Annotated in this window: 18 protein-coding genes; 5 read left to right on the top strand and 13 right to left on the bottom strand. The window is 67.8% G+C overall.

All coding sequences use genetic code 11. The features are described from left to right. Nucleotides 1-7: 7 nt before the first annotated feature. The 6 genes from ACREYQ_RS18680 to ACREYQ_RS18655 form a co-directional block, all read right to left on the bottom strand. Entirely contained in the window at nucleotides 8-1,849 is a 1,842-nt protein-coding gene (locus tag ACREYQ_RS18680) for a methyl-accepting chemotaxis protein (RefSeq protein WP_432261687.1), read from the bottom strand. A 119-nt stretch (nucleotides 1,850-1,968) separates the two neighbouring features. Then, nucleotides 1,969-3,618: a methyl-accepting chemotaxis protein gene (locus ACREYQ_RS18675; protein WP_432261686.1), complete on the bottom strand. Its 1,650-nt coding sequence runs from the start codon at nucleotides 3,616-3,618 to the stop codon at nucleotides 1,969-1,971. Nucleotides 3,619-3,727: 109 nt separating this feature from the next. Continuing rightward, nucleotides 3,728-4,204 (bottom strand): chemotaxis protein CheW, encoded by a 477-nt coding sequence (locus ACREYQ_RS18670; protein WP_078198976.1) that lies wholly within the window; start codon nucleotides 4,202-4,204, stop codon nucleotides 3,728-3,730. A 142-nt stretch (nucleotides 4,205-4,346) separates the two neighbouring features. Then, the gene (locus ACREYQ_RS18665) at nucleotides 4,347-4,739 is read right to left on the bottom strand and encodes a response regulator (RefSeq protein WP_432261685.1); all 393 of its coding nucleotides are present in this window, start codon (nucleotides 4,737-4,739) and stop codon (nucleotides 4,347-4,349) included. 365 nt (nucleotides 4,740-5,104) lie between these two features. Then, nucleotides 5,105-7,072, bottom strand: a complete 1,968-nt coding sequence (locus ACREYQ_RS18660) for a putative bifunctional diguanylate cyclase/phosphodiesterase (RefSeq protein ID WP_432261684.1) — start codon at nucleotides 7,070-7,072, stop codon at nucleotides 5,105-5,107. A gap of 113 nt (nucleotides 7,073-7,185) precedes the next feature. Further along, nucleotides 7,186-9,000, bottom strand: coding sequence for a methyl-accepting chemotaxis protein (locus ACREYQ_RS18655; protein ID WP_432261683.1), 1,815 nt, complete (start codon nucleotides 8,998-9,000; stop codon nucleotides 7,186-7,188). 536 nt (nucleotides 9,001-9,536) lie between these two features. Here ACREYQ_RS18655 and ACREYQ_RS18650 point away from each other — a divergent pair. Then, entirely contained in the window at nucleotides 9,537-9,845 is a 309-nt protein-coding gene (locus tag ACREYQ_RS18650) for an H-NS family nucleoid-associated regulatory protein (protein WP_115699493.1), read from the top strand. Between the two features lie 84 nt (nucleotides 9,846-9,929). Here the strand turns inward: ACREYQ_RS18650 and galE are convergent, their stop codons facing one another. Together galE and ACREYQ_RS18640 are read right to left on the bottom strand one after the other, a co-directional pair. Then, nucleotides 9,930-10,949 (bottom strand): UDP-glucose 4-epimerase GalE, encoded by a 1,020-nt coding sequence (gene galE / locus ACREYQ_RS18645; RefSeq protein WP_432261682.1) that lies wholly within the window; start codon nucleotides 10,947-10,949, stop codon nucleotides 9,930-9,932. A 159-nt stretch (nucleotides 10,950-11,108) separates the two neighbouring features. Next, nucleotides 11,109-12,128: a tyrosine-type recombinase/integrase gene (locus tag ACREYQ_RS18640; RefSeq protein ID WP_432261681.1), complete on the bottom strand. Its 1,020-nt coding sequence runs from the start codon at nucleotides 12,126-12,128 to the stop codon at nucleotides 11,109-11,111. A gap of 268 nt (nucleotides 12,129-12,396) precedes the next feature. Between ACREYQ_RS18640 and ACREYQ_RS18635 the strand changes: the two genes are divergently transcribed. Further along, nucleotides 12,397-12,774 carry a nuclear transport factor 2 family protein gene (locus ACREYQ_RS18635; protein WP_432262588.1) on the top strand — a complete coding sequence of 126 codons (378 nt, stop codon included), beginning with the start codon at nucleotides 12,397-12,399 and terminating at the stop codon, nucleotides 12,772-12,774. Nucleotides 12,775-12,853: 79 nt separating this feature from the next. Next, nucleotides 12,854-13,849 carry an NAD(P)H-dependent flavin oxidoreductase gene (locus ACREYQ_RS18630; protein WP_432261680.1) on the top strand — a complete coding sequence of 332 codons (996 nt, stop codon included), beginning with the start codon at nucleotides 12,854-12,856 and terminating at the stop codon, nucleotides 13,847-13,849. A 55-nt stretch (nucleotides 13,850-13,904) separates the two neighbouring features. Here ACREYQ_RS18630 and ACREYQ_RS18625 read toward each other — a convergent pair whose 3' ends face one another. Further along, the gene (locus tag ACREYQ_RS18625) at nucleotides 13,905-14,447 is read right to left on the bottom strand and encodes a PadR family transcriptional regulator (RefSeq protein WP_432261679.1); all 543 of its coding nucleotides are present in this window, start codon (nucleotides 14,445-14,447) and stop codon (nucleotides 13,905-13,907) included. A 344-nt stretch (nucleotides 14,448-14,791) separates the two neighbouring features. Between ACREYQ_RS18625 and ACREYQ_RS18620 the strand changes: the two genes are divergently transcribed. Continuing rightward, on the top strand, nucleotides 14,792-15,019 hold the full coding sequence (locus ACREYQ_RS18620) for a hypothetical protein (protein WP_432261678.1): 228 nt from the start codon (nucleotides 14,792-14,794) through the stop codon (nucleotides 15,017-15,019). A 104-nt stretch (nucleotides 15,020-15,123) separates the two neighbouring features. Here ACREYQ_RS18620 and ACREYQ_RS18615 read toward each other — a convergent pair whose 3' ends face one another. Further along, the gene (locus ACREYQ_RS18615) at nucleotides 15,124-16,269 is read right to left on the bottom strand and encodes a hypothetical protein (protein ID WP_432261677.1); all 1,146 of its coding nucleotides are present in this window, start codon (nucleotides 16,267-16,269) and stop codon (nucleotides 15,124-15,126) included. 190 nt (nucleotides 16,270-16,459) lie between these two features. Here ACREYQ_RS18615 and ACREYQ_RS18610 point away from each other — a divergent pair, with 190 nt between their 5' ends. Next, nucleotides 16,460-16,696, top strand: a complete 237-nt coding sequence (locus ACREYQ_RS18610) for a hypothetical protein (protein ID WP_432261676.1) — start codon at nucleotides 16,460-16,462, stop codon at nucleotides 16,694-16,696. Nucleotides 16,697-16,758: 62 nt separating this feature from the next. Here the strand turns inward: ACREYQ_RS18610 and ACREYQ_RS18605 are convergent, their stop codons facing one another. The 3 genes from ACREYQ_RS18605 to ACREYQ_RS18595 form a co-directional block, all read right to left on the bottom strand. Next, a complete protein-coding gene (locus ACREYQ_RS18605) occupies nucleotides 16,759-17,934 on the bottom strand; it encodes an L-rhamnonate dehydratase (protein WP_432261675.1) in 1,176 nt (391 codons plus the stop codon). Between the two features lie 90 nt (nucleotides 17,935-18,024). Next, on the bottom strand, nucleotides 18,025-19,041 hold the full coding sequence (locus tag ACREYQ_RS18600; RefSeq protein WP_432261674.1) for a 4-hydroxythreonine-4-phosphate dehydrogenase PdxA: 1,017 nt from the start codon (nucleotides 19,039-19,041) through the stop codon (nucleotides 18,025-18,027). A 15-nt stretch (nucleotides 19,042-19,056) separates the two neighbouring features. After that, nucleotides 19,057-20,022: a Bug family tripartite tricarboxylate transporter substrate binding protein gene (locus ACREYQ_RS18595; RefSeq protein WP_432261673.1), complete on the bottom strand. Its 966-nt coding sequence runs from the start codon at nucleotides 20,020-20,022 to the stop codon at nucleotides 19,057-19,059. Between the last annotated feature and the right edge of the window lie 67 nt (nucleotides 20,023-20,089).

Here is a 20,089-nt window from a genome sequence, read left to right as displayed (position 1 = left end):
ATTGGGATCAGAAAGCGCTCCAGTCGCCGTTGTCAGCGGCTGCCAGCGCGGGCCGCGGCGTCCTGGCCGGAGTCAGTCGCGCTGGCTGCCCGGCCGTTGGCCCGGCCGCATCGCGCGGGGCTTCGGGGTCCACTGCCCTGGCCGCCGGCAATGCCTTGGCGGCGGTCTTGGCGGAAGCCATGGCACGCGCCGCGCCCGCGGCACGGGCGACCTTGCCCGGCACCGGCGCCGCAACCGCCGCCGGCAGTACGTCGAAGCGCTCCGCGCGCGCATCCTCGGCCGCCAGGCGGAACGTAGCCACGGCGGCTTGCAGGCGGCCGGCCTGTTCTTCCAGCGCACCCGCGGCGGCCGCGGCCTCTTCCACCAGTGCCGCGTTCTGCTGCGTGACCTCGTCCATCTGCGCCACGGCCTGGTTCACCTGCTCGATGCCCGAGCTCTGCTCTGCCGACGCCGCGCTGATCTCGCCCATGATGTCGGTCACGCGCTTGACCGCCTGCACGATCTCGTCCATGGTCTTGCCCGCCTGGCCCACCAGCGCCGAGCCGTTGTCCACCCGCTCCACCGTGTCGCCGATCAGGCCCTTGATCTCCTTGGCCGCATTGGCGCTGCGCTGCGCCAGGCTGCGCACCTCGCCCGCCACCACCGCGAAGCCCCGGCCCTGCTCGCCGGCCCGCGCCGCTTCCACCGCCGCGTTCAGCGCCAGGATGTTGGTCTGGAACGCAATGCCTTCGATCACGCCGATAATGTCGACGATCTTCTTCGACGCATCGTTGATCTCGTCCATGGTCTGCACCACCCGGCCCACCACCTCGCCGCCGCGCAGCGCCGTCTCCGACGCGTTCGCCGCCAGCCCGCTGGCCTGGCGCGCGTTGTCCGCGTTCTGGCGCACCGTGCTGGTCAGCTCTTCCATGCTCGAAGCGGTCTGCTCCAGCGACGCCGCCTGCTGCTCCGTGCGTTGCGACAGGTCGTTGTTGCCCGCGGCAATTTCGCGTGAAGCGCTGCCGATCGATTCGGCCGACGCCTTGAAATCGCGCACCATGCGCGACAGCTGCTGCTGCATCTGCTGCATCGCAAAGACCAGACTGCTCTTGTCGCCCGCGCGCGTCTTCACCGGCGACGAGAAATCGCCTTCGGCGATACGCGCGGCGATCGCGGCCGCATAGCCCGGCTCGCCGCCCAACTGGCGCGACAGCGCGCGCGCCAGCAACACCCCCAGCAGCACCGACAGCGCCAGCCCGCCCAGCACCAGCCCCAGCATCCACAGGCGCGATGCGTGGTAGACGCTGCGTGCTTCTTCCATGTTGTCGCGGGCACGGGCGTCGCGGCGCTTGACCATCTTGAACATCACCGCTTCCAGCGCATGGCTGTCCTTGAGCAGTTCGGCGCTCTCGGAGAACACCTGGCTTTCAAACTGCGAGGTATCCAGCGGCTGCTTGCCGACCAGCTCGACATACTTTTCCATGCGCGCGCGGAAGGCCGGCGACAGTTCCTGGTACTGCCTGACCAGGGCCTTGCCCTCTGGCTTCTCGAATGCGCCCGCCACCTGACGGATGCGCTCGTCCATCGTGCCGAGGGACTTCACGATCTGGTCCTTCTCGGCCGAACGCTCGCCCATGGTCGATGCCGACAGCAGCCCGATCTGCGCGCGGCTGGCATAGACCAGGTTGATGTTGGCGTCCTGCACCGCCTTCAGCGCCTGCAAGTCATCGTTGTAAATCTTGCCGGTCCAGTCCGCCATGCGCCCCATGTTGACGACGCCCAGCAGCCCCATTACGGCGCCGATCACGGCAACGACCAGGAATCCGGCAACCAGCCTGGTCGTGACGCGCAATTGATTGAACCAATGCATAGCAACTCCCCTTTGTAACTGAAGCCTCGGGCGCGGCATGCCGCGCCCTTCTGTACGCATGCAGGGCGGTGCTCCGCCCCTGCCTTCGCTTTCTGATTCGAACTGGCCTGATGCGCGGCCTAGACCCGTGCCAGCGGCCGCACGGCATCGTCGCGCACGTGCGCGGGCTGGCGCTGCGGCCGCACCTCGGCCTGCATGCTGACGCGGAAGGTGGCAATGGCATCGCGCAGCCGCATCGCCTGCTCTTCCAGCGAGCCCGCTGCGGCCGCGGCCTCTTCCACCAGTGCCGCGTTCTGCTGCGTGACCTCGTCCATCTGCGCCACGGCCTGGTTCACCTGCTCGATGCCCGAGCTCTGCTCGGCCGACGCCGAACTGATCTCGCCCATGATGTCGGTCACGCGCCTGACCGCCTGCACGATCTCGTCCATGGTCTTGCCCGCCTGGCCCACCAGCGCCGAGCCGTTGTCCACCCGCTCCACCGTGTCGCCGATCAGGCCCTTGATCTCCTTGGCCGCATTGGCGCTGCGCTGCGCCAGGCTGCGCACCTCGCCCGCCACCACCGCGAAGCCCCGGCCCTGCTCGCCGGCCCGCGCCGCTTCCACCGCCGCGTTCAGCGCCAGGATGTTGGTCTGGAACGCAATGCCTTCGATCACGCCGATAATGTCGACGATCTTCTTCGACGCATCGTTGATCTCGTCCATGGTCTGCACCACCCGGCCCACCACCTCGCCGCCGCGCAGCGCCGTCTCCGACGCGTTCGCCGCCAGCCCGCTGGCCTGGCGCGCGTTGTCCGCGTTCTGGCGCACCGTGCTGGTCAGCTCTTCCATGCTCGAAGCGGTCTGTTCCAGCGACGCCGCCTGTTGCTCCGTGCGTTGCGACAGGTCGTTGTTGCCCGCGGCCACCTGGCGCGTCGCCGTCGAGATGCTGGCCATGCCTTCCTGGATCTCATGCACCACCGACAGCAGGCTGCGCTGCATGGTCTGCATGGCCTGCGCCAGCGCGCCGATCTCGTCCGCGCTGCGGTGCTCGAAGCCCGTGGTCAGGTCGCCCGCGCCCATGCGCAGCGCAAAGTCCAGCATGTCGCGCACCGGCCGGTTCACGCGTGCCAGCAGTATGGTGCCGGCCGTGAATGACGACGCCAGCGCCAGTGCAAAACCGCCCCACAGCCACGGGCGCAGCGCGGCCGTGGCTTCTCCGCCCAGTGCTTCCACTGCAACAAGCGCGGCCAGGAACCACACCAGGCCGCCAGCCTGCGCCCACAGGATGCGGCGCTTCAGGTTCAGGCGCAGCAGGCCCTGCACCAGGCCGCGCAGCCCGGTGCGCGCCACGGCGCCGTGGCGGATCGCCAGCCCGTCGGCGTGGCCTGCCCGGAATCGCGCATAGGCGGCGCCGGCGGCTTCCACCTGCTCGCGCGTCGCCATCGAGCGCACCGAGGTGTAGCCGACCACGCGGCCATCGACGCGCGTGGGCGTCACGGTCGCATTGACCCAGTAGAAGTCGCCGTCCTTGCGGCGGTTCTTGACCACGCCCATCCAGGTACGGCCGGCCTGCAGGTCCTGCCACAGGTCGGAAAACGCCTCGGGCGGCATGTCGGGGTGGCGCACCAGGTTATGCGGCGCGCCCAGCAATTCCTCCGCCGCAAAGCCGCTGGCCTCGATAAAGGCGCGGTTGGCAAAGGTGATACGGCCCTTGAGGTCCGTGCGCGAGATCAGGTAATCCGATGGGGAGAGCTTGTACTCGCGCTGCGTAACGGGTTGGTTGTTTCGCATCAATGACAATACTGCGTGCCCGTGGCGCGGCAATGTGCGCGGCACCCGGGCGGGGTTCGGTCCGGCAGGCATGGTGCGCCCACCGGACGGTGTTGGCGTGGCCGCGGAATCAGGACACCGCTTCCAGCGCGGCCAGTTCTTCGGTGTTGAGCAGCTTCTCGATGTCGACCAGGATCAGCATGCGTTGCTCGACCGAGCCCAGCCCGCGGATATAGTCCGTCGCCACCTCGCCTGTGAAGTGCGGCGTGGGCTTGATCTGCGCGGCGGTCAGCGTCAGCACGTCGGAGACGCCGTCCACCACGATGCCGGTGGTGCGGTCGTTCAGGTCGACGATGATCACGACCGTGTACTGGTCGTAGCTGACATTCGGCTGGCGGAACTTGATGCGCAGGTCGATGATCGGGACGATGATGCCGCGCAGGTTGATCACGCCCTTGATGTAGTCCGGTGCGTTGGCAATCTGGGTGACCGACTCGTAGCCGCGGATCTCCTGCACCTTCAGGATATCGACGCCGTATTCCTCCCGGCCCAGCGTAAAGGCCAGGAACTCCTCTACCGTGCCGTCTGCCTTGTCGATGTGCTTCATCGTCTAGCCCCCCAAATTTGGCTCATGCTGATTTGCTGGCGCTGCAGCGGCCGAGGGCCGCTGGCTGGCACCGGGGCATGACCTCGCCCACCAGTGTTTACGGCAGGAATTGGCGTGACTGAAGGGCGACGCCGGGCCCTGCCTACCCTTCCGAGGTAGGGGGCGCCGGCGGCAGCAGCGCGGTCACGGCCTGCATCAGCTCGTCCGGATCGAAAGGCTTGGGCAGGAAACCCGACGCGCCCGCCGCGCGGGCCTGTTCGCGGATGCTGCCGTCCTGCTCGGTGGTCAGCATCAGGATGGGAATGCGCGCATAGCGCTCGTTGGCGCGCAGGCTGCGGATCAGCGTGAGGCCATCCATGCCGGGCATGACCTGGTCCGTCACCAGCATGCCGAAGCTGGAGCCGGCGGCCAGCGCGTGCGCCTGGTCGCCGTCGGCGGCCTCGGTCACGTCGAACCCTCCCGCGCGCAGGCAGGCGCCGATCATGCGGCGTAGCGAGGGGGAATCGTCGACGACGAGGATGCTGGGCGATGACATGGGCGCCTCCGGTTTGCAGGAACTTGGTTGGTCCGCCAGGGAGATGGACAGCATGGGTGGCGCGGCCGGCGACGGACAGGACGGCACGGGGCTGCGGCGTCTGTGCGGGCGGTCTGCCAGAGGGAGTTATCGGCAGGGTTGCGGGGAGACTTTATGGGGGGATCTTGGCGCCATGCGTTCCGTTGTTGCGCTTGGCAGGCGTGGGCTGATTGGCCGGCGTAGCCGGCGGGCTTCCTGCTCGTTGGCTTGGTTATGTAGGGCGGGGTCAATGTTGTCGTAGGTCGACGGCCCGGTTCCGCCCAGCAGGGCGGAACCAGGCCGCAAAACCTACGACAACATCAAACCCGACCGACATAACCAAGCCATCACCCCTCCCCCCGCTCCCCCAATGCCTCAGCAAAACTCGCAGCATCCAGCGGCAAGGACAGCAGATAGCCCTGCACCTCATCACACCCCATTTCATTAAGGATCTCCAACTGCGAAGCCGACTCCACGCCCTCGGCCACCACCTTCATGCGCAGCTCATGCGCCAGGGCCACCATCGAACCGACGATGGCGCGGCCCTGCGCATCGGTATCGAGCCCGCCGATCAGCGTGCGGTCGATCTTGAGCGTGCCCACGCGCAGGCGCTTGAGGTAGCCCAGGCTCGAGTAGCCGCTGCCGAAATCGTCCAGCGCCACCTGGATGCCGAGCGACTGCAGCTCGGCCAGCGTCTCCAGCGACTTGCCGATGTCCTTCATCGCCGCGGTCTCGGTGATCTCCAGCGTGATCGCCGACGGCGGGATGTCGTGCTGGTGGATCTGCTCCAGCAGGTATTGCGGGAAATTGCGGCTGGCAAACCGCAGCCCCGAGACATTGATCGCCACCGGCACGGTCGGCACGCCCGCGTCGCGCCACTGGCGCACGTGGCGGCAAACGCTGGTCAGGACCCAGTCGTCGAGCTTGTCGATCTGGCCCGACTGCTCGGCCACGGCGATGAACTCGGCGGGGCTGACCTGGCCCAGCGCGGGGTGGCGCCAGCGGCAAAGCGCCTCGGCGCCAACCACGGTGCGGCGGCGCGCGTCGTACTTGGGCTGGAACTGCAGCGACAGGGTGTCGTCCTGAATCGCCAGCCACAAGTCGCGCCGGATCACGCGGGTGCGGCGCGCGCGTTCGCCGGCGGCGCTATTGAACAGGCGCACCTGGTTCGAGCCGCTCTCGCGGGCTTCGGCCAGGCTGACGCGGGCGGCCTGCATCAGAGCCTCTGAGGTCTGCGCGTCGCGCGGATAGATGGCGATGCCGATATTCACGCCGATCTGCATCTGCAGGCCGCGCGCGGCAATGAATTCCGCCAGCGAGCCCAGCATGCGCGAGCCCAGTTCCTGCGCGCGGCCGTGGTGAACCAGTTCGGGCACGCCCACGGCAAACTCGTCGCGCGCCAGCCGGGCCAGGAAGTCATGCGGCTCCAGCACGGCCTGCGCCAGCGCGCCGGCGTCCTGGGCCAGGATGTCGTCGGCGCGGATCTCGAAGACCTCGTCGACCTCGCGGTAATCGGCAATGTGGATCAGCAGCACGGCGCATCCGGTCTCGGCCAGCCGGGCCTGCGCGATGGCCTGGTCCAGCCAGCGGCCGAACGCCACGCGGTCGGGCATCACCGTCGCCACGCTGTACTCGCCTACCGTGCCCTGCCCGCGCGCGGCGGCGCGCACGGTCAGGCGGCCCGGGCGGCCGGGAATGCGGGCGCCGCGCCGCGATGGCCGCGGCTCGGCGGCGCGGTGCAGGCCAGGCAGATCGTCGGCCAGGTCGTCGGCCAGGCCCGATTCACTGCGCGCCGGCAGCCAGCCGCGCGACTGCGCCCGTTGGATGGCGAACAGCAGCGCGCACAGGGCGGTCAGCCCACCCGCCAGCCAGGCGGGATGCGGCAGGCCGGCGGCGTTGATGCAATCGCGCGCGCTGACCGTGCCGGCGCCACAGGTCCGGCCCAGATGCGTGCCGGCCGCGGCCACCAGCCCGGCGCCGGCAATGACCGCCATGATCGCCGCGCCGCGCCACAGCCGCACGCCCTGGCGCACCCACTGCATCAGCAGCTTGACCGACGTGGTGGCGGCGGCCGCGGCGGCAAAACTGGCCGCCAGCTGCGCCGAGTCGTTCACGGCGGGGACGCTGCCCGACAGCGCCACCACCAGCACCGGCAGGCCGATGCTCAACTGCGACAGCAGCGCGGCCGACCAGGCCAGTGCGCGCAGGGAGCGGCCGCCGGCTGACTGGTCCGCGCGCCCGGCGCGAACGCCAAGGGCGGCGGCCACGCCCAACAGGGCAGCCAGCAGCAACAGGACGGAACTCAGGGCAATCATTAGGCTGCGCGATGATAAAGAGAATGCGCGAAGAAGGTCAGGACGCGGGTCAAACCCCGCATCATGGCATCTTGCAGTCGCCGTGTGAACAAGACAATGTCCCGGACAGTGGTTTAGAACGCGCTCCAGTCATCTTCGCCACCGGCAGCGGCCAGCGCCGGCCGCGCTGCCGGCCTGGTTGCCGGACGGTTTGCCGACACGGCTGCGGGCTGGCGAATGCCCTCGCCACGCGCTGCGGCGGGCGGAGCAGACGACTGCGCCGACACGGCCGGTTTCGCCGAGGCAAGCACCGGCGTGGGGCGCGCGACCCGGCCAGCGGCGGCGGCGGCCCTGGCCGGCGCCGCCGCTGCCGCCGTTGCCGGCATGGCTTGCGCGCCCGAACCAAGGTTGAACACCGAGACCACGTTCTTGAGCTTCTGCGCCTGTTCTTCCAGCGCACCAGCGGCGGCGGCGGCCTCTTCGACCAGCGCGGCGTTCTGCTGCGTCACCTCGTCCATCTGGGTCACCGCCCGGTTGACCTGCTCGATGCCGCTGCTCTGCTCCTGCGACGCGGCACCGATCTCGTTCATGATGTCCGTCACGCGGCGCACGGCCTGGACGATCTCGCCCATGGTCTGGCCGGCTTCGGCCACCAGCCTGGTGCCGGTCTCCACGCGCTGGCCCGACTCGCTGATCAGCGCCTCGATTTCCTTGGCGGCCGAGGCCGAGCGCTGCGCCAGGCTGCGCACCTCGCCCGCCACCACGGCAAAGCCGCGCCCCTGCTCGCCGGCGCGCGCGGCTTCCACGGCGGCGTTGAGCGCCAGGATATTGGTCTGGAAGGCAATGCCCTCGATCACGCTGATGATTTCCACCACCTTGCGCGAGGCGCCGTTGATCTCGTTCATGGTTTCGACCACGCGGCCCACCACGTCGCCGCCCTTGAGCGCGATCTGCGAAGCCTCGCCGGCCAGCACCCCGGCCTGGCGCGCGTTGTCCGCGTTCTGGCGCACCACCGTGGTCAGCTCTTCCATGCTGGCGGCGGTCTGCTCCAGCGACGAGGCCTGTTCCTCGGTGCGCTGCGACAAGTCCAGGTTGCCGGTGGAAATCTGCTGCGTGGCCGACGCCATCGAATCGGCGCCGGTGCGCACTTCGGCAACGATGCCCGACAGGCTCGACTGCATCGCGGCCAGTGCCTGCATCATGCGGCCGATCTCGTTCTTCGAGATGCTGGTGATGCGCGAGCTCAGGTCGCCGCGCGCGATGCGCTCAAAGACGGCCAGTGCCTCCTGCACCGGCGTGACAATGGCGCGGTTCAGCGTGAACGTGCACAGCACGGCGACCGCCAGGCCCAGCACGATCAGCGCGATCGACATCATGCGGATGCGCGCAAAGCCGGCCTGCGAAGCGTCGAAGTTGCCCTGCCCTGCGATCATCTGGAATTTCTGCAGATTCTCGTGTGCGCTCGCCATGGCGCGCTGCAGGTCAGGCAACACCTTTTTCGCCAGCCGCACCGCCTCTTCCTGGTTGCCCGCCAGCGAGGCCGCTTGCAACGGCAGCACGCCTTGCTCCATGAAGGCCTGGCGCTGCTTGCCCAGTTCCGCGGCGAGCGCCTTTTCCTCGGGATTCTGCGGCAGGCCCATATAGCGCTTCCATGCCGCCTCCGACGCCTCCATGAACAACCTGGAGCGGTCCACGTTGACCTTGGGATCGTCCGGCTCGCCCTGCATCACGTTGCGGTCCAGCGCCAGGCGCATGCGCGTGGTGGCCAGCATGGCCTCGCTGAGCGCAATGGTGGAGCCAAGCTGGTTGGAGTAAGTCTCCTTGAGTGCCTCATTGCTCTGCGAGATGCCGTACAGGCCGGCACTGCCGACCAGCAGCAGCAGCAGGGACAGCATTCCCATGGCGCCCCGTAACAGGGTCTTGATCTGAATATTGTTGTGCAAGGACATGATGAAAGAAGACTTTGGCAATCCGCGGGACACACCCCTTGCCCCGGTCCGGCAGGATCGATACCGAGATGATCCGCCCTGCCCGGATAACGGCGCGCCCCTCCCTTCCTTGAGCCGTCGCGGCGGCTGGCGCGACAAATCACCCCGCACTGACCGCCATGTCGGATACAGGCCACGCGCTTGCCGTGGTACCGGGGAAATCCCTTATGGATTAGCCGGGCCGATTATTGGCATTCGATTTCCCGGCAATCTCGTGGACGGCCCCGCGTGGATTGAGTAAGACTGCACCAATTATGTGCCCAGGCCGTGGGCCGGCGCCGGCCAACCCCCGCAAACAGCAAATCCGGCGCCGACCGGAAGCAACACCAAAAGTTCACACAATTACCGGGCCTAAGAATTTTCGCAAAAACCGGTACGGATAACGCCGCCAGGATTTGCAGCGGGCTGCGACCTCGTTATAATTGTTTTCAGTATTTTCACCTCCCCGCACACCAGCGCACTCCTGCGCAATTCACCCACCGGAAACCGAGGACGCAATGGCGACGTATCAGGAAATCGTTCAGAAAATCAGCGAACTGCAGAAGCAAGCCGAGGAAATCAAGGCGCGTGAACAGTCCACCGTGATCGCGGATATTCGCGAGAAAATCGAGCAATATGGCCTGACCGCGGAAGACCTCGGTTTTGGCGCCAAGGCGCCGGCCGGCAAGAAGGCGGCCAACCGCAAGGTGCCGGTGCGCTATCGCGACAGCGCCGGCAATACCTGGACCGGCCGCGGCAAGCGTCCGGGCTGGCTGACCCAGGCCCTGGCCCAGGGCAAATCGGTCGAGGACTTCCTGATCCGCTGAAACGCGCGCTCCGGCAAACAAAAAACGCCACGGATTCCATCCGTGGCGTTTTTTGTTTGCGGTACCGGTGAGCCCGGTCGGCCGTCAGGCCTCAAACCCCTGCGGGTTCATTGACTGCCAGCGCCAGGAGTCCTGGCACATGCGGTCGATATCATGTCGCGCGCGCCAGCCCAGCAGCTGGTTGGCCAGCGCCGGATCGGCGTAGCAAGCGGCGATATCGCCGGGGCGCCGCGCCGCAATTTCATGCGGCACCGGCCTGCCGCTGGCACGCTGGTAGGCCTGTATCACTTCCAGCACGCTGTAGCCACGGCCCGTGCCCAGGTTCACGGTCATGCCCTGGCCCTGCTCACGCAGATAGCCCAGCGCCGCCAGGTGGCCGTCGGCCAGGTCGCAGACATGGATATAGTCGCGCACGCCGGTGCCGTCCACCGTCGGGTAATCGCCGCCGAAAACCATCAGCTTTTCACGGCGCCCGCCCGCCACCTGCGCCACAAAGGGCATCAGGTTGTTCGGGATACCCTGCGGATCTTCGCCGATCAGCCCGCTTTCATGCGCGCCGACCGGATTGAAATAACGCAGGTAGGCGATGCGCCACGCCGGATCCGATTTTTCCAGGTCGCGCAGGATTTGCTCCCCCATCAGCTTGGTCTGGCCATACGGGTTGGTCGCCGACAGCGGGAAATCCTCCAGGATCGGCACGGCATGCGGATTGCCATAAACCGTGGCCGAGGAACTGAACACCAGTTGTTTCACCCCGGCCGCGCCCATTGCCGCGCAGACCGTCAGCAAGCCATCCAGGTTGTTGCTGTAATACTCCAGCGGCTGGCTCACGGATTCGCCCACGGCTTTAAGCGCGGCAAAATGAATCACCGCGCTGATACGGTGCTCGGCAAAGAGCCGGTCCAGCAGCGCGCGGTCGCGCACATCGCCCCGCACAAAATGCGGGGTCTGCCCGGTAATGGTGGCCAGCCGGTCGACCACCGCCGGACTGCTGTTGCACAGATTATCCAGGCCGATCACGTGATAGCCGGCATTGAGCAGCGCGACCCAGGTATGCGAGGCGATATAGCCGGTGGCACCGGTCAGGAGCAAGGTTTCAGGCATGGAGAATGGCGTCGTGGATTTGATTCACTGATTCAGGGGCAGGCCATGGCCGGCATCGGTGTCAACTGATACTTTGAACACCACTTGCCGCGCCGGGCGGCCGCAACTGCCTATTATCCACGATGTGCCGCAGCGCTCAGCCAGACGGCGCACGTGATGTCAGGCGCGCACGGCCGCCTCGGCCACCAGCCCCGCCCGCTGCTGCCAGGCCTCGTAGGCGGCGCGCAGCCGCCAGCCCGATTCCAGGTCGCGCATGCCCAGGCACTGGGCCACCTCACCCGGCGCCGTGCCGGCCTCGAAATGCATGGCCGCGCAGGTATTGCGCAGCGTCTGTGGCGACGCGCGCTCGCTGCGCCCGGCCAGCACGCCGGCCTCGTCCAGCAGGATCTCCACGCGCCGGTAGACCGAGGCGGCATGCATCGGCCGCCCCGCCGGCATCGCCGGGAACACCAGGCTGCCGAGCGTGCCCGAGGCTTCGCGCAGCGCCAGCCAGGCCCGCAGCGGCGCATGGGCCAGCGGGAACAGCGGCACGGTATAGGCCCGGCCGTTGTCCGCGCGCACCATGCGCAGCGCCATCCGGCCGGGGGCGCCATCCTCGATCACGTCGACCCGCAGTGCCCGGGCTTCTGCAACCTTCAGCCCGCCGCCAAGCAGCACGGCCAGCAGCGCCGCGTCACGCGCGCGCTTCCATTGCGTGGGGGATGCCGCACCGCCCGCATCCCCCCCTGGCAGTCCGGCAGGGCCGAGGATGCGCGCCACCAGCAGGTCGCGCTCGCCGGGCAGCAGGAACGCCGTGGGATCGTTCTCGCCCTCGGCCAAGTGGGCGCGCACCGCCTGGCTGCCGGGGTTGTGCAGGCCCTCGCGCAGCCGGGAAAGGTGGTGGAATACCCGTTCTATCAGCCGCGTATAGCGATAGCGGTGCGATTTGTGCAACTGCTGCGCGTCCAGGAACTCGCCGATCTGCTCGGCCGACCAGCTCAGCGGCGGCAGGCCGCGTTCGGCCGACCAGCGCAGCAGCTTGCCCCACATGGCGCGGTACACCACGCTGGTGCCGTGGCGAAAGCCATGCTGCGCCAGCCAGCCGTCGAACGCGCGTTCCGGGTGGTCGCGCCAGGCGGCCAGGTCGGCATCGAACAAAGCCGCCTGCTCAGGATGGGCGGCGCTGGGCTTAGTGATCACTGACTCTCCTGCGTTGGGGCGGCGGCCTGGGGGGCAATCCCGCCTATTGTAGACAACGCGTCACTGCGCGGCAGATGGGAACGGGCATGCCTTGCATGGTGCCGCGGAGCGTGCTACCTTTCGACTCACTATGCAACTGGTTGCATAAAACGAGATACCAGATAACCAGATCAGACGCCCGCGCACCGGCGCCGGCCCAGGAGACCCCGTGACCACCACCGCCAATCTGATTCCCGCCGCCCAGGCGTCGCTCGACGCCTGGCACCAGATGATCGCCACGCATTCCATGGCCGGGCTCGATGCCATCGTGGCCGATGAGGTGGTGTTCCGCTCCCCGGTCGCGCACACCGCGTATCCCGGCCGCGCCGCGATCGCGCTGGTGCTGACCACGGTGAACCAGGTGTTCCAGGACTTTCGCTACCACCGCAGCTTTGTCAGCGACGATGGCCATAGCGTGGTGCTGGAGTTCAGCGCCGCCGTGGATGGCAAGGCGCTCAAGGGCATCGACATGATCCGCTTCGACGACGCCGGCCGCATTGCCGAGTTCGAAGTCATGGTGCGCCCGCGCTCCGGCCTGGAGGCGCTGGCCGCCGCCATGGGCGCGCGCCTGGCCAGCCAGAAAGACGTGCTGACCGGCGCGGCCTGAGGTCTGCTTCGCCTCAGCGCTTTCGTTTTCACCGCATTCGCTTCACCGAACCACCCCGAAATACCCAGGAGACTTCACCATGGCCCTTCCCGCCCAACTCCAGAACCGCCTGTCGCTGCCGGCGGTCTGCTCGCCGCTGTTCATCATCTCCAACCCCGACCTGGTCATCGCCCAGTGCAAGGCCGGCGTGGTGGGTTCGTTCCCCGCGCTGAATGCGCGCCCGGCGCCCAAGCTGGAGGAATGGCTGGACCGCATCACCACCGAACTGGCCGAGCACGACGCGAAGCACCCCGACCGCCCGTCGGCGCCGTTCGCCGTCAACCAGATCGTGCACAAGTCCAACGACCGCCTCGAGCATGACCTGGAGCTGTGCGTGCGCTACAAGGTGCCCGTCGTGATCACCTCGCTGGGCGCGCGCAAGGAAGTCAACGACGCGGTGCACTCGTACGGCGGCATCGTGCTGCATGACGTGATCAACAACGCCTTCGCGCGCAAGGCCATCGAGAAGGGTGCGGACGGGCTGGTGGCGGTGGCCGCCGGTGCCGGCGGCCATGCCGGCACGCTGTCGCCGTTCGCGCTGCTGCACGAGATCCGCGAATGGTTCGACGGCCCGCTGCTGCTGTCGGGCGCGATCTCCAGCGGCGACGCCATCCTGGCCGCGCAGGCCGCCGGGGCCGACCTGGCCTATATCGGCTCGGCCTTTATCGCCACGCAGGAAGCCAATGCGCAGGATGGCTACAAGCAGATGATCGTCGACAGCAGCGCCAACGACATCGTCTATTCCAACCTGTTCACCGGCGTGCACGGCAACTACCTGCGCCGCAGCATCGAACGCGCCGGGCTGGACCCGAACGCGCTGCCCGAATCCGATCCGTCGAAGATGAATTTCGGCTCCACCAGCGTGAAGGCGTGGAAGGACATCTGGGGCGCCGGCCAGGGCGTGGGCGCGATCAAGCGCGTGGTGCCCGCGGGCGAGCTGGTGCGCCGCTTCGCCGAGGAATATGCGCTGGCGCGCCGCCGCCTGGGCCTGGGCGAAGCGAAGCAGGCCGGCACGCGTGCCGTCGATCTGGCCTGACGCAAGTCCGCGCCGGTCAGGCTGTAGGCGCCCGCCCGAGCGCGGCGCGGCGCGGCTACAGCAGGAGCAGCAGTGCCTCGCCCCAGGCCACCCAGTCATTCTCGAAGCGGATGCCGCGCTGCAGCAGCGCATAGCGCAACTGTTGCGCGCGGTCCATGTCCGGCGCCGAGAAATCGCGCCGCTCGATGGCAAGGTAAGTCTCCAGCCGCCCCCGGTGCAGCGCGATCAGCCGCCGCATCTCGTCGCCCAGGCCAAGCGGCCCGATCACCGCATCGGCGCGCAGCTTGACCAGTATTTCTTCACGCTGGTCCAGCCCGGCGCCCGGCGCCAGCACCCAGCGCGCCAGTTCGTCGCGGCCGGCTGGCAGCACCCGGTAGACCTTCTTGCGGTTCCTGCGGTCCGCGGCGTTCTCGCCTTCCGCCTCGCTCTCGTCAGCCGCAATCCAGCCGTTGTCCGCCATGCGTCCCAGCTCGCGATAGATCTGCTGATGCGTGGCGTGCCAGAAATAGCCGATGGAACGGTCAAAGCGCCGCGCCAGGTCGTAGCCGGACGATGGCTTTTCGATCAGGGAAATCAACAAGGCGTGCTGGGTCGACATGCGTCTGGGCAGGGGCCGCGGGGGCGGTTGTGGTGTTGGGGCATGGTTGGCGACCGGCATGGCGCGCAAGCGCGCCTGCGGCCGCACCTCAAAAAACTGGCGCTATGGTAGCGCAATGCAGGCCTGGCGCGGCGCAGCGCCGCCGCGGTCTTGCCCTTGTCCTGACGCGGCGCTCATACCATTTATTCGCCAAATTTGCCAGTTTCGAAATTTCCTCGCAACCAGAATTAAAAAACGCTGAATGGCATTTTTGCCCCAGCTGCCATACATTCCATACATTGAAACCAGTGCGAGCAACACGATCCACCCCCGGCCGCACCACGCAGCAACCCTGGAGTGTGTCCATGACCGGAATTACCCTGCTTGCCGAAGATCGCGACGTGCCCTGGGAAGCCGACGCCAGCGAGCACCCGCCCGGCTTCCTGCCGCCCATGCGCGACAAGGCGCCAGTCTATTACCGGCTGCCCGATACGCCTGACGGGCACCATATCAAGGAATACGCCAGCGGCCTGCGCCAGCTGGTGCGCTTTGTCGGCGTCGAGGAACAGGTCGTCAAGTACAGCCTGGGCTGACCAGGCACGAACCGCTTCCCTGTGGTTGTCTCCTCCAAGCCCGATCCTGCGGGCAGGGACTTGAACCCGCGAATTTCGCGGGTTTTTTTCTTGGCCGGCGAGAATCAGAGCTGGGGCGCGCGGCAGGCCGCGCCGTCCGGGTTGGCCGATTCCGCCATGCCGAACACCGCCCTGGCGCCGCATTGCGACCCGAACATGCGTGCCTGGTCGTGGCCCACGCCCACCACTTCATAGGCCTTGTGCCGCATCGCCATCCCGGGGCTGGCCAGGTAGCGCTCATAGCGCAGGTAACCGCGGGCGCGCTGCAGCCGCGTCGCGCCTTCGGCCTCGGCGCCGCACGCCTTGTCCAGCACGCGGTGGTTGGGGTCGTTGTCGTCGGTGCCGGCCAGGTAGGTCACCTGCCGGGCGGCATAGCGCCGGTACAACGACAGTCCGTTGGTCCCCTTTGCGTAGGGCACGATGTCCTGCATGCCATAGCGGTACTTGTCATAGTCAGGGCAGACGGCCGTGTCGTAGGGCGCGAAGGACCGGCCGTCCGCGCCGGCCGGACGCACAGGCGTGAAGTAGAGGTAGGACGAAGGATTGGCCACCACGTAGCGCAAGTCGATGCCGCGTGCGCGGATGCGCTCGTCGACATTGTTCAGCACGGCATAGCGGTGCACGATCTGCGCGCCGCCCGAATGCCCGGCCACGGTCACCCTGGCGACCTGGGGCAGGCGCGCCTTGTCGGTGACAAAGGCCAGCAGGTCGTCCAGCACCTGCAGCGAACTGACCGGGAACGGCGCGCTGACCGCGTTCTCGCCGCTCATCCAGCCCTGCACCGACCAGTGCGGCATGCCGTCGAAACCTTTGCCATGGTCAGGCGTGCCGGGGAAGTTCGGTGCGATCAGCAGCACTTCGCCGGGATTGCCGCCGCTGGCCTTGAGCAGCGCCGCGCCGGCGGCGTAGTAGTCATTGCCATTGCGCTGCAGGCCGTGCTGCACGAACACCACCTCGCGGATGCGCGACAGGTCTGCGTCGAGCGGATGGTTGGCGTAGACCGGGAAGTCATAGCCCGCGCCCGTGCCCAGGTGCACGCGCTGCCAGTGCGGCTTCGCCTGGGCCGGGCTGACCGCCGCCTCTGCCGGGCTGGCGGCGGCAGGCGTGTCCGGTGGGCTGGCGCACCCGGCCAGCACGGCCATGGCGATGGCGGCACCGGCCAAAGCCCGGCATGGTTTCCTTGGCACAACGGGAGCAATGGCCTGCAGCATGGACTCCTGTGGGAATGTGGGTGTCGGGAAGCGCCCATTGTGCCGCCGCATGCCAGGACTTGCAAAGCGTGGCGACGGGGATTGCGGTGCGCCTGACCTGCCCCGCGACCCACCGTGCAATACTTCCAGCGCCGGGAACGAAGGTTGCGGGACCCGGCACAATGGCCCGGCGCAACCAGGAGGAAGCCCTATGTATATGGTCTACTGGTCCGAAGCCGAGGGCACCGGGCTGCGTCCCCACGCGCAGCCATTCCCCGGCGACGCCATGCGCGAGGCGCTGCGCTTTACCGAAGCACTGCGCCAGCGCCAGCACGCGGGCGAGCCGGTGAGCTTTGTCACGCTGTGCTCGGAGAATCCCAACGCGGTCGGCCGTGCCGGTGCAGCGGACCCGCCACCCGACTACGAGTGGAAAAAGAGACGGCCCTGAGGAACAAGAGGCCGCCCGCGCCGCCTGGGGACCGCAGCGCGGCGCGCACGGCCAAGGCTGTTTCAGCCAATGATGTCGAACTGGCTGAAGTACTCCTCGTTCAGCTCCAGCCCCAGTCCCGGCAGGTTGTCGTCCAGCTGCAGGTAGCCGTTGTCCGGCGCGGGATCGCCCTTGAAGATGTAGTAGAACAGCTCATTGCCGACTTCGACGTCGTGCACCGGGAAGTACTCGGCCATCGGCGAAGCGGTCGACGCCATGGTCAGGTGGTAGTTGTGCATCTGCCCGGCGTGGGGGATCACGGGCACCGACCAGGCCTCGGCCATGGCGTTGATCTTCTGCGCCGCGGTGATGCCGCCGACGCGGTTGGTGTCGTACTGGATCACGTCCACCGCGCGCCGCTCCAGCAGGTCCTTGAAGCCGTGCGAGGTAAACTCATGCTCGCCGCCGGAGATCGGGAACGGGCTCGCCTTCCTCAGTTCGACATAGCCTTCGATATCGTCGGCGATCACCGGCTCTTCCAGCCAGCGCGGGTTGAACTCGGCCAGGCGCGGCAGCATGCGGCGCGCGTATTCCAGCGTCCAGCCCATGTAGCACTCCAGCATGATGTCGACGCCGTCGCCGACCAGCTCGCGCAGCAGGCGCACCTGCTCGAGGTTCTTCTGCATGCCGGCAGGGCCGTCCTTGGGGCCATAGCCAAAGCGCATCTTCATCGCGGTGAAGCCCTGGTCGAGATAGCCCTGCGCCTCGGCCAGGAAGGCGTCGCGGTCGTCGTTGTTGTAGAGCTTGGAGGCATAGCACCAGATCTTCTCCTTGGTGCGCCCGCCCAGCAGCTTGAACACGGGCTTGCCGACCGCCTTGCCCATCAGGTCCCACAGCGCGATATCCACCGCCGAGATCGCCGCCATGCCGATGCCCTTGCGGCCCCAGGCATGGGTGCGGCGGTACATCTTCTGCCACAGGTATTCGTTGTCGAACGGATCCTGGCCGATCACCACCGGGGCCAGGTACTGGTCGACGATCTCCTTGGCCACGCGCGGCGCCAGCGCGCAGTTGCCGATGCCGACCAGGCCGGTATCGGTTTCCACTTCCACCACCATCCAGCCATGGAAGCGGAACGAGACCATGGCGTCGCCGCGCTCGAACAGGATGTCGGTGGCGTTGGTGCAGAAATGCGCCTGCGGCGGCACGGTCTTGCCCTTCCATTCAAAGACGCGGGCACGGACGTTGGTGATCTTCATGTTCAGCTCCGGATGGCAATGCGTTGGCGCGAACGCTCCCCGGCCGCGCCGGGGGCGGTCTTGCTGGTATGGATGTGGTGAAGTTGGTGGCTAAGCCGCGGCGCGCCGTTGCGCACCCATGCGGCAGGCAATCTGGAACGCCTGCTGCGTGGCGCCCGCATCGGCGCGGCCCTGCTGCGTGATGTCGAACGCGGTGCCGTGCGCGGGCGTGGCGATCGGCACCGGCAGCCCGCCCTGCACCGTCACGCCGCGCGAGAAGCCCATCAGCTTGATGCCGATCTGGCCCTGGTCGTGATACATGGTGACGATGGCATCGAACTGCCGCTGCGACGGCCCGCCCTGCACTTTCAGGAAGATGGTGTCGGCAGGGAACGGGCCGTCGGCCGCCACGCCGCGCTCGCGCGCCGCGGCCACCGCCGGGGCGATCACATCGATCTCTTCGCGGCCAAAGGCCCCGTTGTCGCCGTTGTGCGGGTTCAGGCCGCACACCGCGATGCGCGGGCGCGCCATGCCGGCACGGCGCAGGGCCTGTTCGATCAGGTCGATGGCGCCGCCCACGCGTTCGTGCGTGATCATCGCCGGCACGTCCTTGAGCGCCACGTGCGAGGTCACGCGCGAGGTCCATAACCCGTCCAGCACGTTGAACTCGCAGAAGTTGCCGTGATAGCCAAGCCGCTCGGCAAACCAGTGCAGCTCATCGCTGTGTGTCATGCCGGCGGCGTGCAGCGAGCTCTTGTTCAGCGGCCCGAACAGGATGGCGTCGGCCTGGCCCGCCTGCGCCAGTTCCAGCGCCAGCGCCAGCGTGCCCAGGCTGTAGCGCCCGCCCTCGGCGCTGGCCTGGCCGCGCGCATAGGCCGGGCGCTCCGGCAGCTGCCAGTGGTACAGGCGCGGCTTGCCGTCATCGGCAAAGGCGGGCGCATCGGTCTCGGCCAGCGCCAGCTCGACGCCTGCGACCTGCATGCCGTGGCGCCATTCGTCGCGGTCGGCGATCAGCAGGATGTCGGCCTGCGCGGCGGTTGCGGGATCAGCCAGCAGCCTGGCGACCAGTTCTGGGCCGATGCCGGCGGGGTCGCCCAGCACCATGGCGATTCTTGGACGGGAATGCATGAGACTTCCGGGAAATTATTGGTCGAGCCTGACGCCCAGTTCAGCGATCAGCTTGCCATAGCGCGCATACTCGGCACGCGAGAAGGCATCGAACTGCGCCGCGGTCAGCGTGCCGGGCACCGCGCCGACATCACCCAGCCGGCGCACCGTGTCAGGGTCCCTGATCACCGTGGCCAGCGCGGCGCCCAGCTTCTGCAGCGTCGCCGGCGGCGTGCCGGCCGGCGCATAGACACCGTACCACGCACTCATCTGGATGCCGGGCACGCCCGCTTCAGCCAGCGTGGGCACGCTGGGCAGCAGCGCCGAGCGCTGGTCCGCGGTCACCGCCAGCGCGCGCAGCTTGCCGGCCTTGATATGGCTGATGACCGACGGCATGGTCTCGAAGCTCATGTCCACCTGCCCGCCCATCAGGTCCACCAGCGCGCCGCTGCTGCTCTTGTAGGGCACGTGCAGCAGCTTGCCCTGGATCTGGCGCGCAAAGGCCGCGCCGGCCAGGTGCTGGGTGCTGCCGACCCCGGACGAGCTGTAGCGGAACTTGTCCGGGCTGGCCTGGATCTGCGCCACCAGCGCCTTGACGTCGCGCGCCTGCACCTGGTTGTTGACCACCAGCACATTGGGCACCGACGACACCAGCGCCACCGGCACCAGGTCCTTGAGCGGATCGAACTGCAGCTTGAGCAGGTGCGGCGCGATCGCCTGCGAGGTGACCACGCCCATCAGCAGCGTATTGCCATCCGGCGCCGCCTTGGCGGTGATGTCCGCCGCAATGGTGTTGGAAGCACCGGGGCGGTTGTCCACCACCACGGGCTGCTTCAGTTGCGCGGCGAGCTTGTCGGAGACGATGCGCGCCATCACGTCGGTGCCGCCGCCGGGCGCCGCGCCCACCATCAGCCGCAGCGGCCGCGTGTCCTGAGCCCATGCGGTGCCGGTTGCCGCCACCGTGGCCAGGCCGGCGAGTGCGCAGGCGATCCATGTCTTCATTGTGGTCTCCGTCGTTTTGCGGTCCGGCTCTGCGGCGAGGATGGCCAGACTATAGGAGCATCAGCGA

The organism is Cupriavidus sp. TMH.W2 (assembly GCF_050847365.1).
GTDB lineage: Bacteria > Pseudomonadota > Gammaproteobacteria > Burkholderiales > Burkholderiaceae > Cupriavidus.
Note: the sequence above shows the minus strand (reverse complement) of the source record. Positions and strands in the feature narration are given on the sequence as shown.

Excerpts from the sequence above, each read along its gene's own strand:
- ACREYQ_RS18655 (WP_432261683.1), bottom strand. The coding sequence starts at position 9,000 with ATGTCCTTGCACAACAATATTCAGATCAAGACCCTGTTACGGGGCGCC.
- ACREYQ_RS18630 (WP_432261680.1), top strand. The coding sequence starts at position 12,854 with ATGGCCCTTCCCGCCCAACTCCAGAACCGCCTGTCGCTGCCGGCGGTC.
- ACREYQ_RS18625 (WP_432261679.1), bottom strand. The coding sequence starts at position 14,447 with ATGTCGACCCAGCACGCCTTGTTGATTTCCCTGATCGAAAAGCCATCG.
- ACREYQ_RS18595 (WP_432261673.1), bottom strand. The coding sequence starts at position 20,022 with ATGAAGACATGGATCGCCTGCGCACTCGCCGGCCTGGCCACGGTGGCG.
- ACREYQ_RS18635 (WP_432262588.1), top strand. The coding sequence starts at position 12,397 with ATGATCGCCACGCATTCCATGGCCGGGCTCGATGCCATCGTGGCCGAT.
- ACREYQ_RS18650 (WP_115699493.1), top strand. The coding sequence starts at position 9,537 with ATGGCGACGTATCAGGAAATCGTTCAGAAAATCAGCGAACTGCAGAAG.
- ACREYQ_RS18610 (WP_432261676.1), top strand. The coding sequence starts at position 16,460 with ATGTATATGGTCTACTGGTCCGAAGCCGAGGGCACCGGGCTGCGTCCC.
- ACREYQ_RS18665 (WP_432261685.1), bottom strand. The coding sequence starts at position 4,739 with ATGTCATCGCCCAGCATCCTCGTCGTCGACGATTCCCCCTCGCTACGC.
- ACREYQ_RS18675 (WP_432261686.1), bottom strand. The coding sequence starts at position 3,618 with ATGCGAAACAACCAACCCGTTACGCAGCGCGAGTACAAGCTCTCCCCA.
- ACREYQ_RS18670 (WP_078198976.1), bottom strand. The coding sequence starts at position 4,204 with ATGAAGCACATCGACAAGGCAGACGGCACGGTAGAGGAGTTCCTGGCC.
- ACREYQ_RS18620 (WP_432261678.1), top strand. The coding sequence starts at position 14,792 with ATGACCGGAATTACCCTGCTTGCCGAAGATCGCGACGTGCCCTGGGAA.
- ACREYQ_RS18605 (WP_432261675.1), bottom strand. The coding sequence starts at position 17,934 with ATGAAGATCACCAACGTCCGTGCCCGCGTCTTTGAATGGAAGGGCAAG.
- galE (WP_432261682.1), bottom strand. The coding sequence starts at position 10,949 with ATGCCTGAAACCTTGCTCCTGACCGGTGCCACCGGCTATATCGCCTCG.
- ACREYQ_RS18600 (WP_432261674.1), bottom strand. The coding sequence starts at position 19,041 with ATGCATTCCCGTCCAAGAATCGCCATGGTGCTGGGCGACCCCGCCGGC.
- ACREYQ_RS18680 (WP_432261687.1), bottom strand. The coding sequence starts at position 1,849 with ATGCATTGGTTCAATCAATTGCGCGTCACGACCAGGCTGGTTGCCGGA.
- ACREYQ_RS18615 (WP_432261677.1), bottom strand. The coding sequence starts at position 16,269 with ATGCTGCAGGCCATTGCTCCCGTTGTGCCAAGGAAACCATGCCGGGCT.
- ACREYQ_RS18660 (WP_432261684.1), bottom strand. The coding sequence starts at position 7,072 with ATGATTGCCCTGAGTTCCGTCCTGTTGCTGCTGGCTGCCCTGTTGGGC.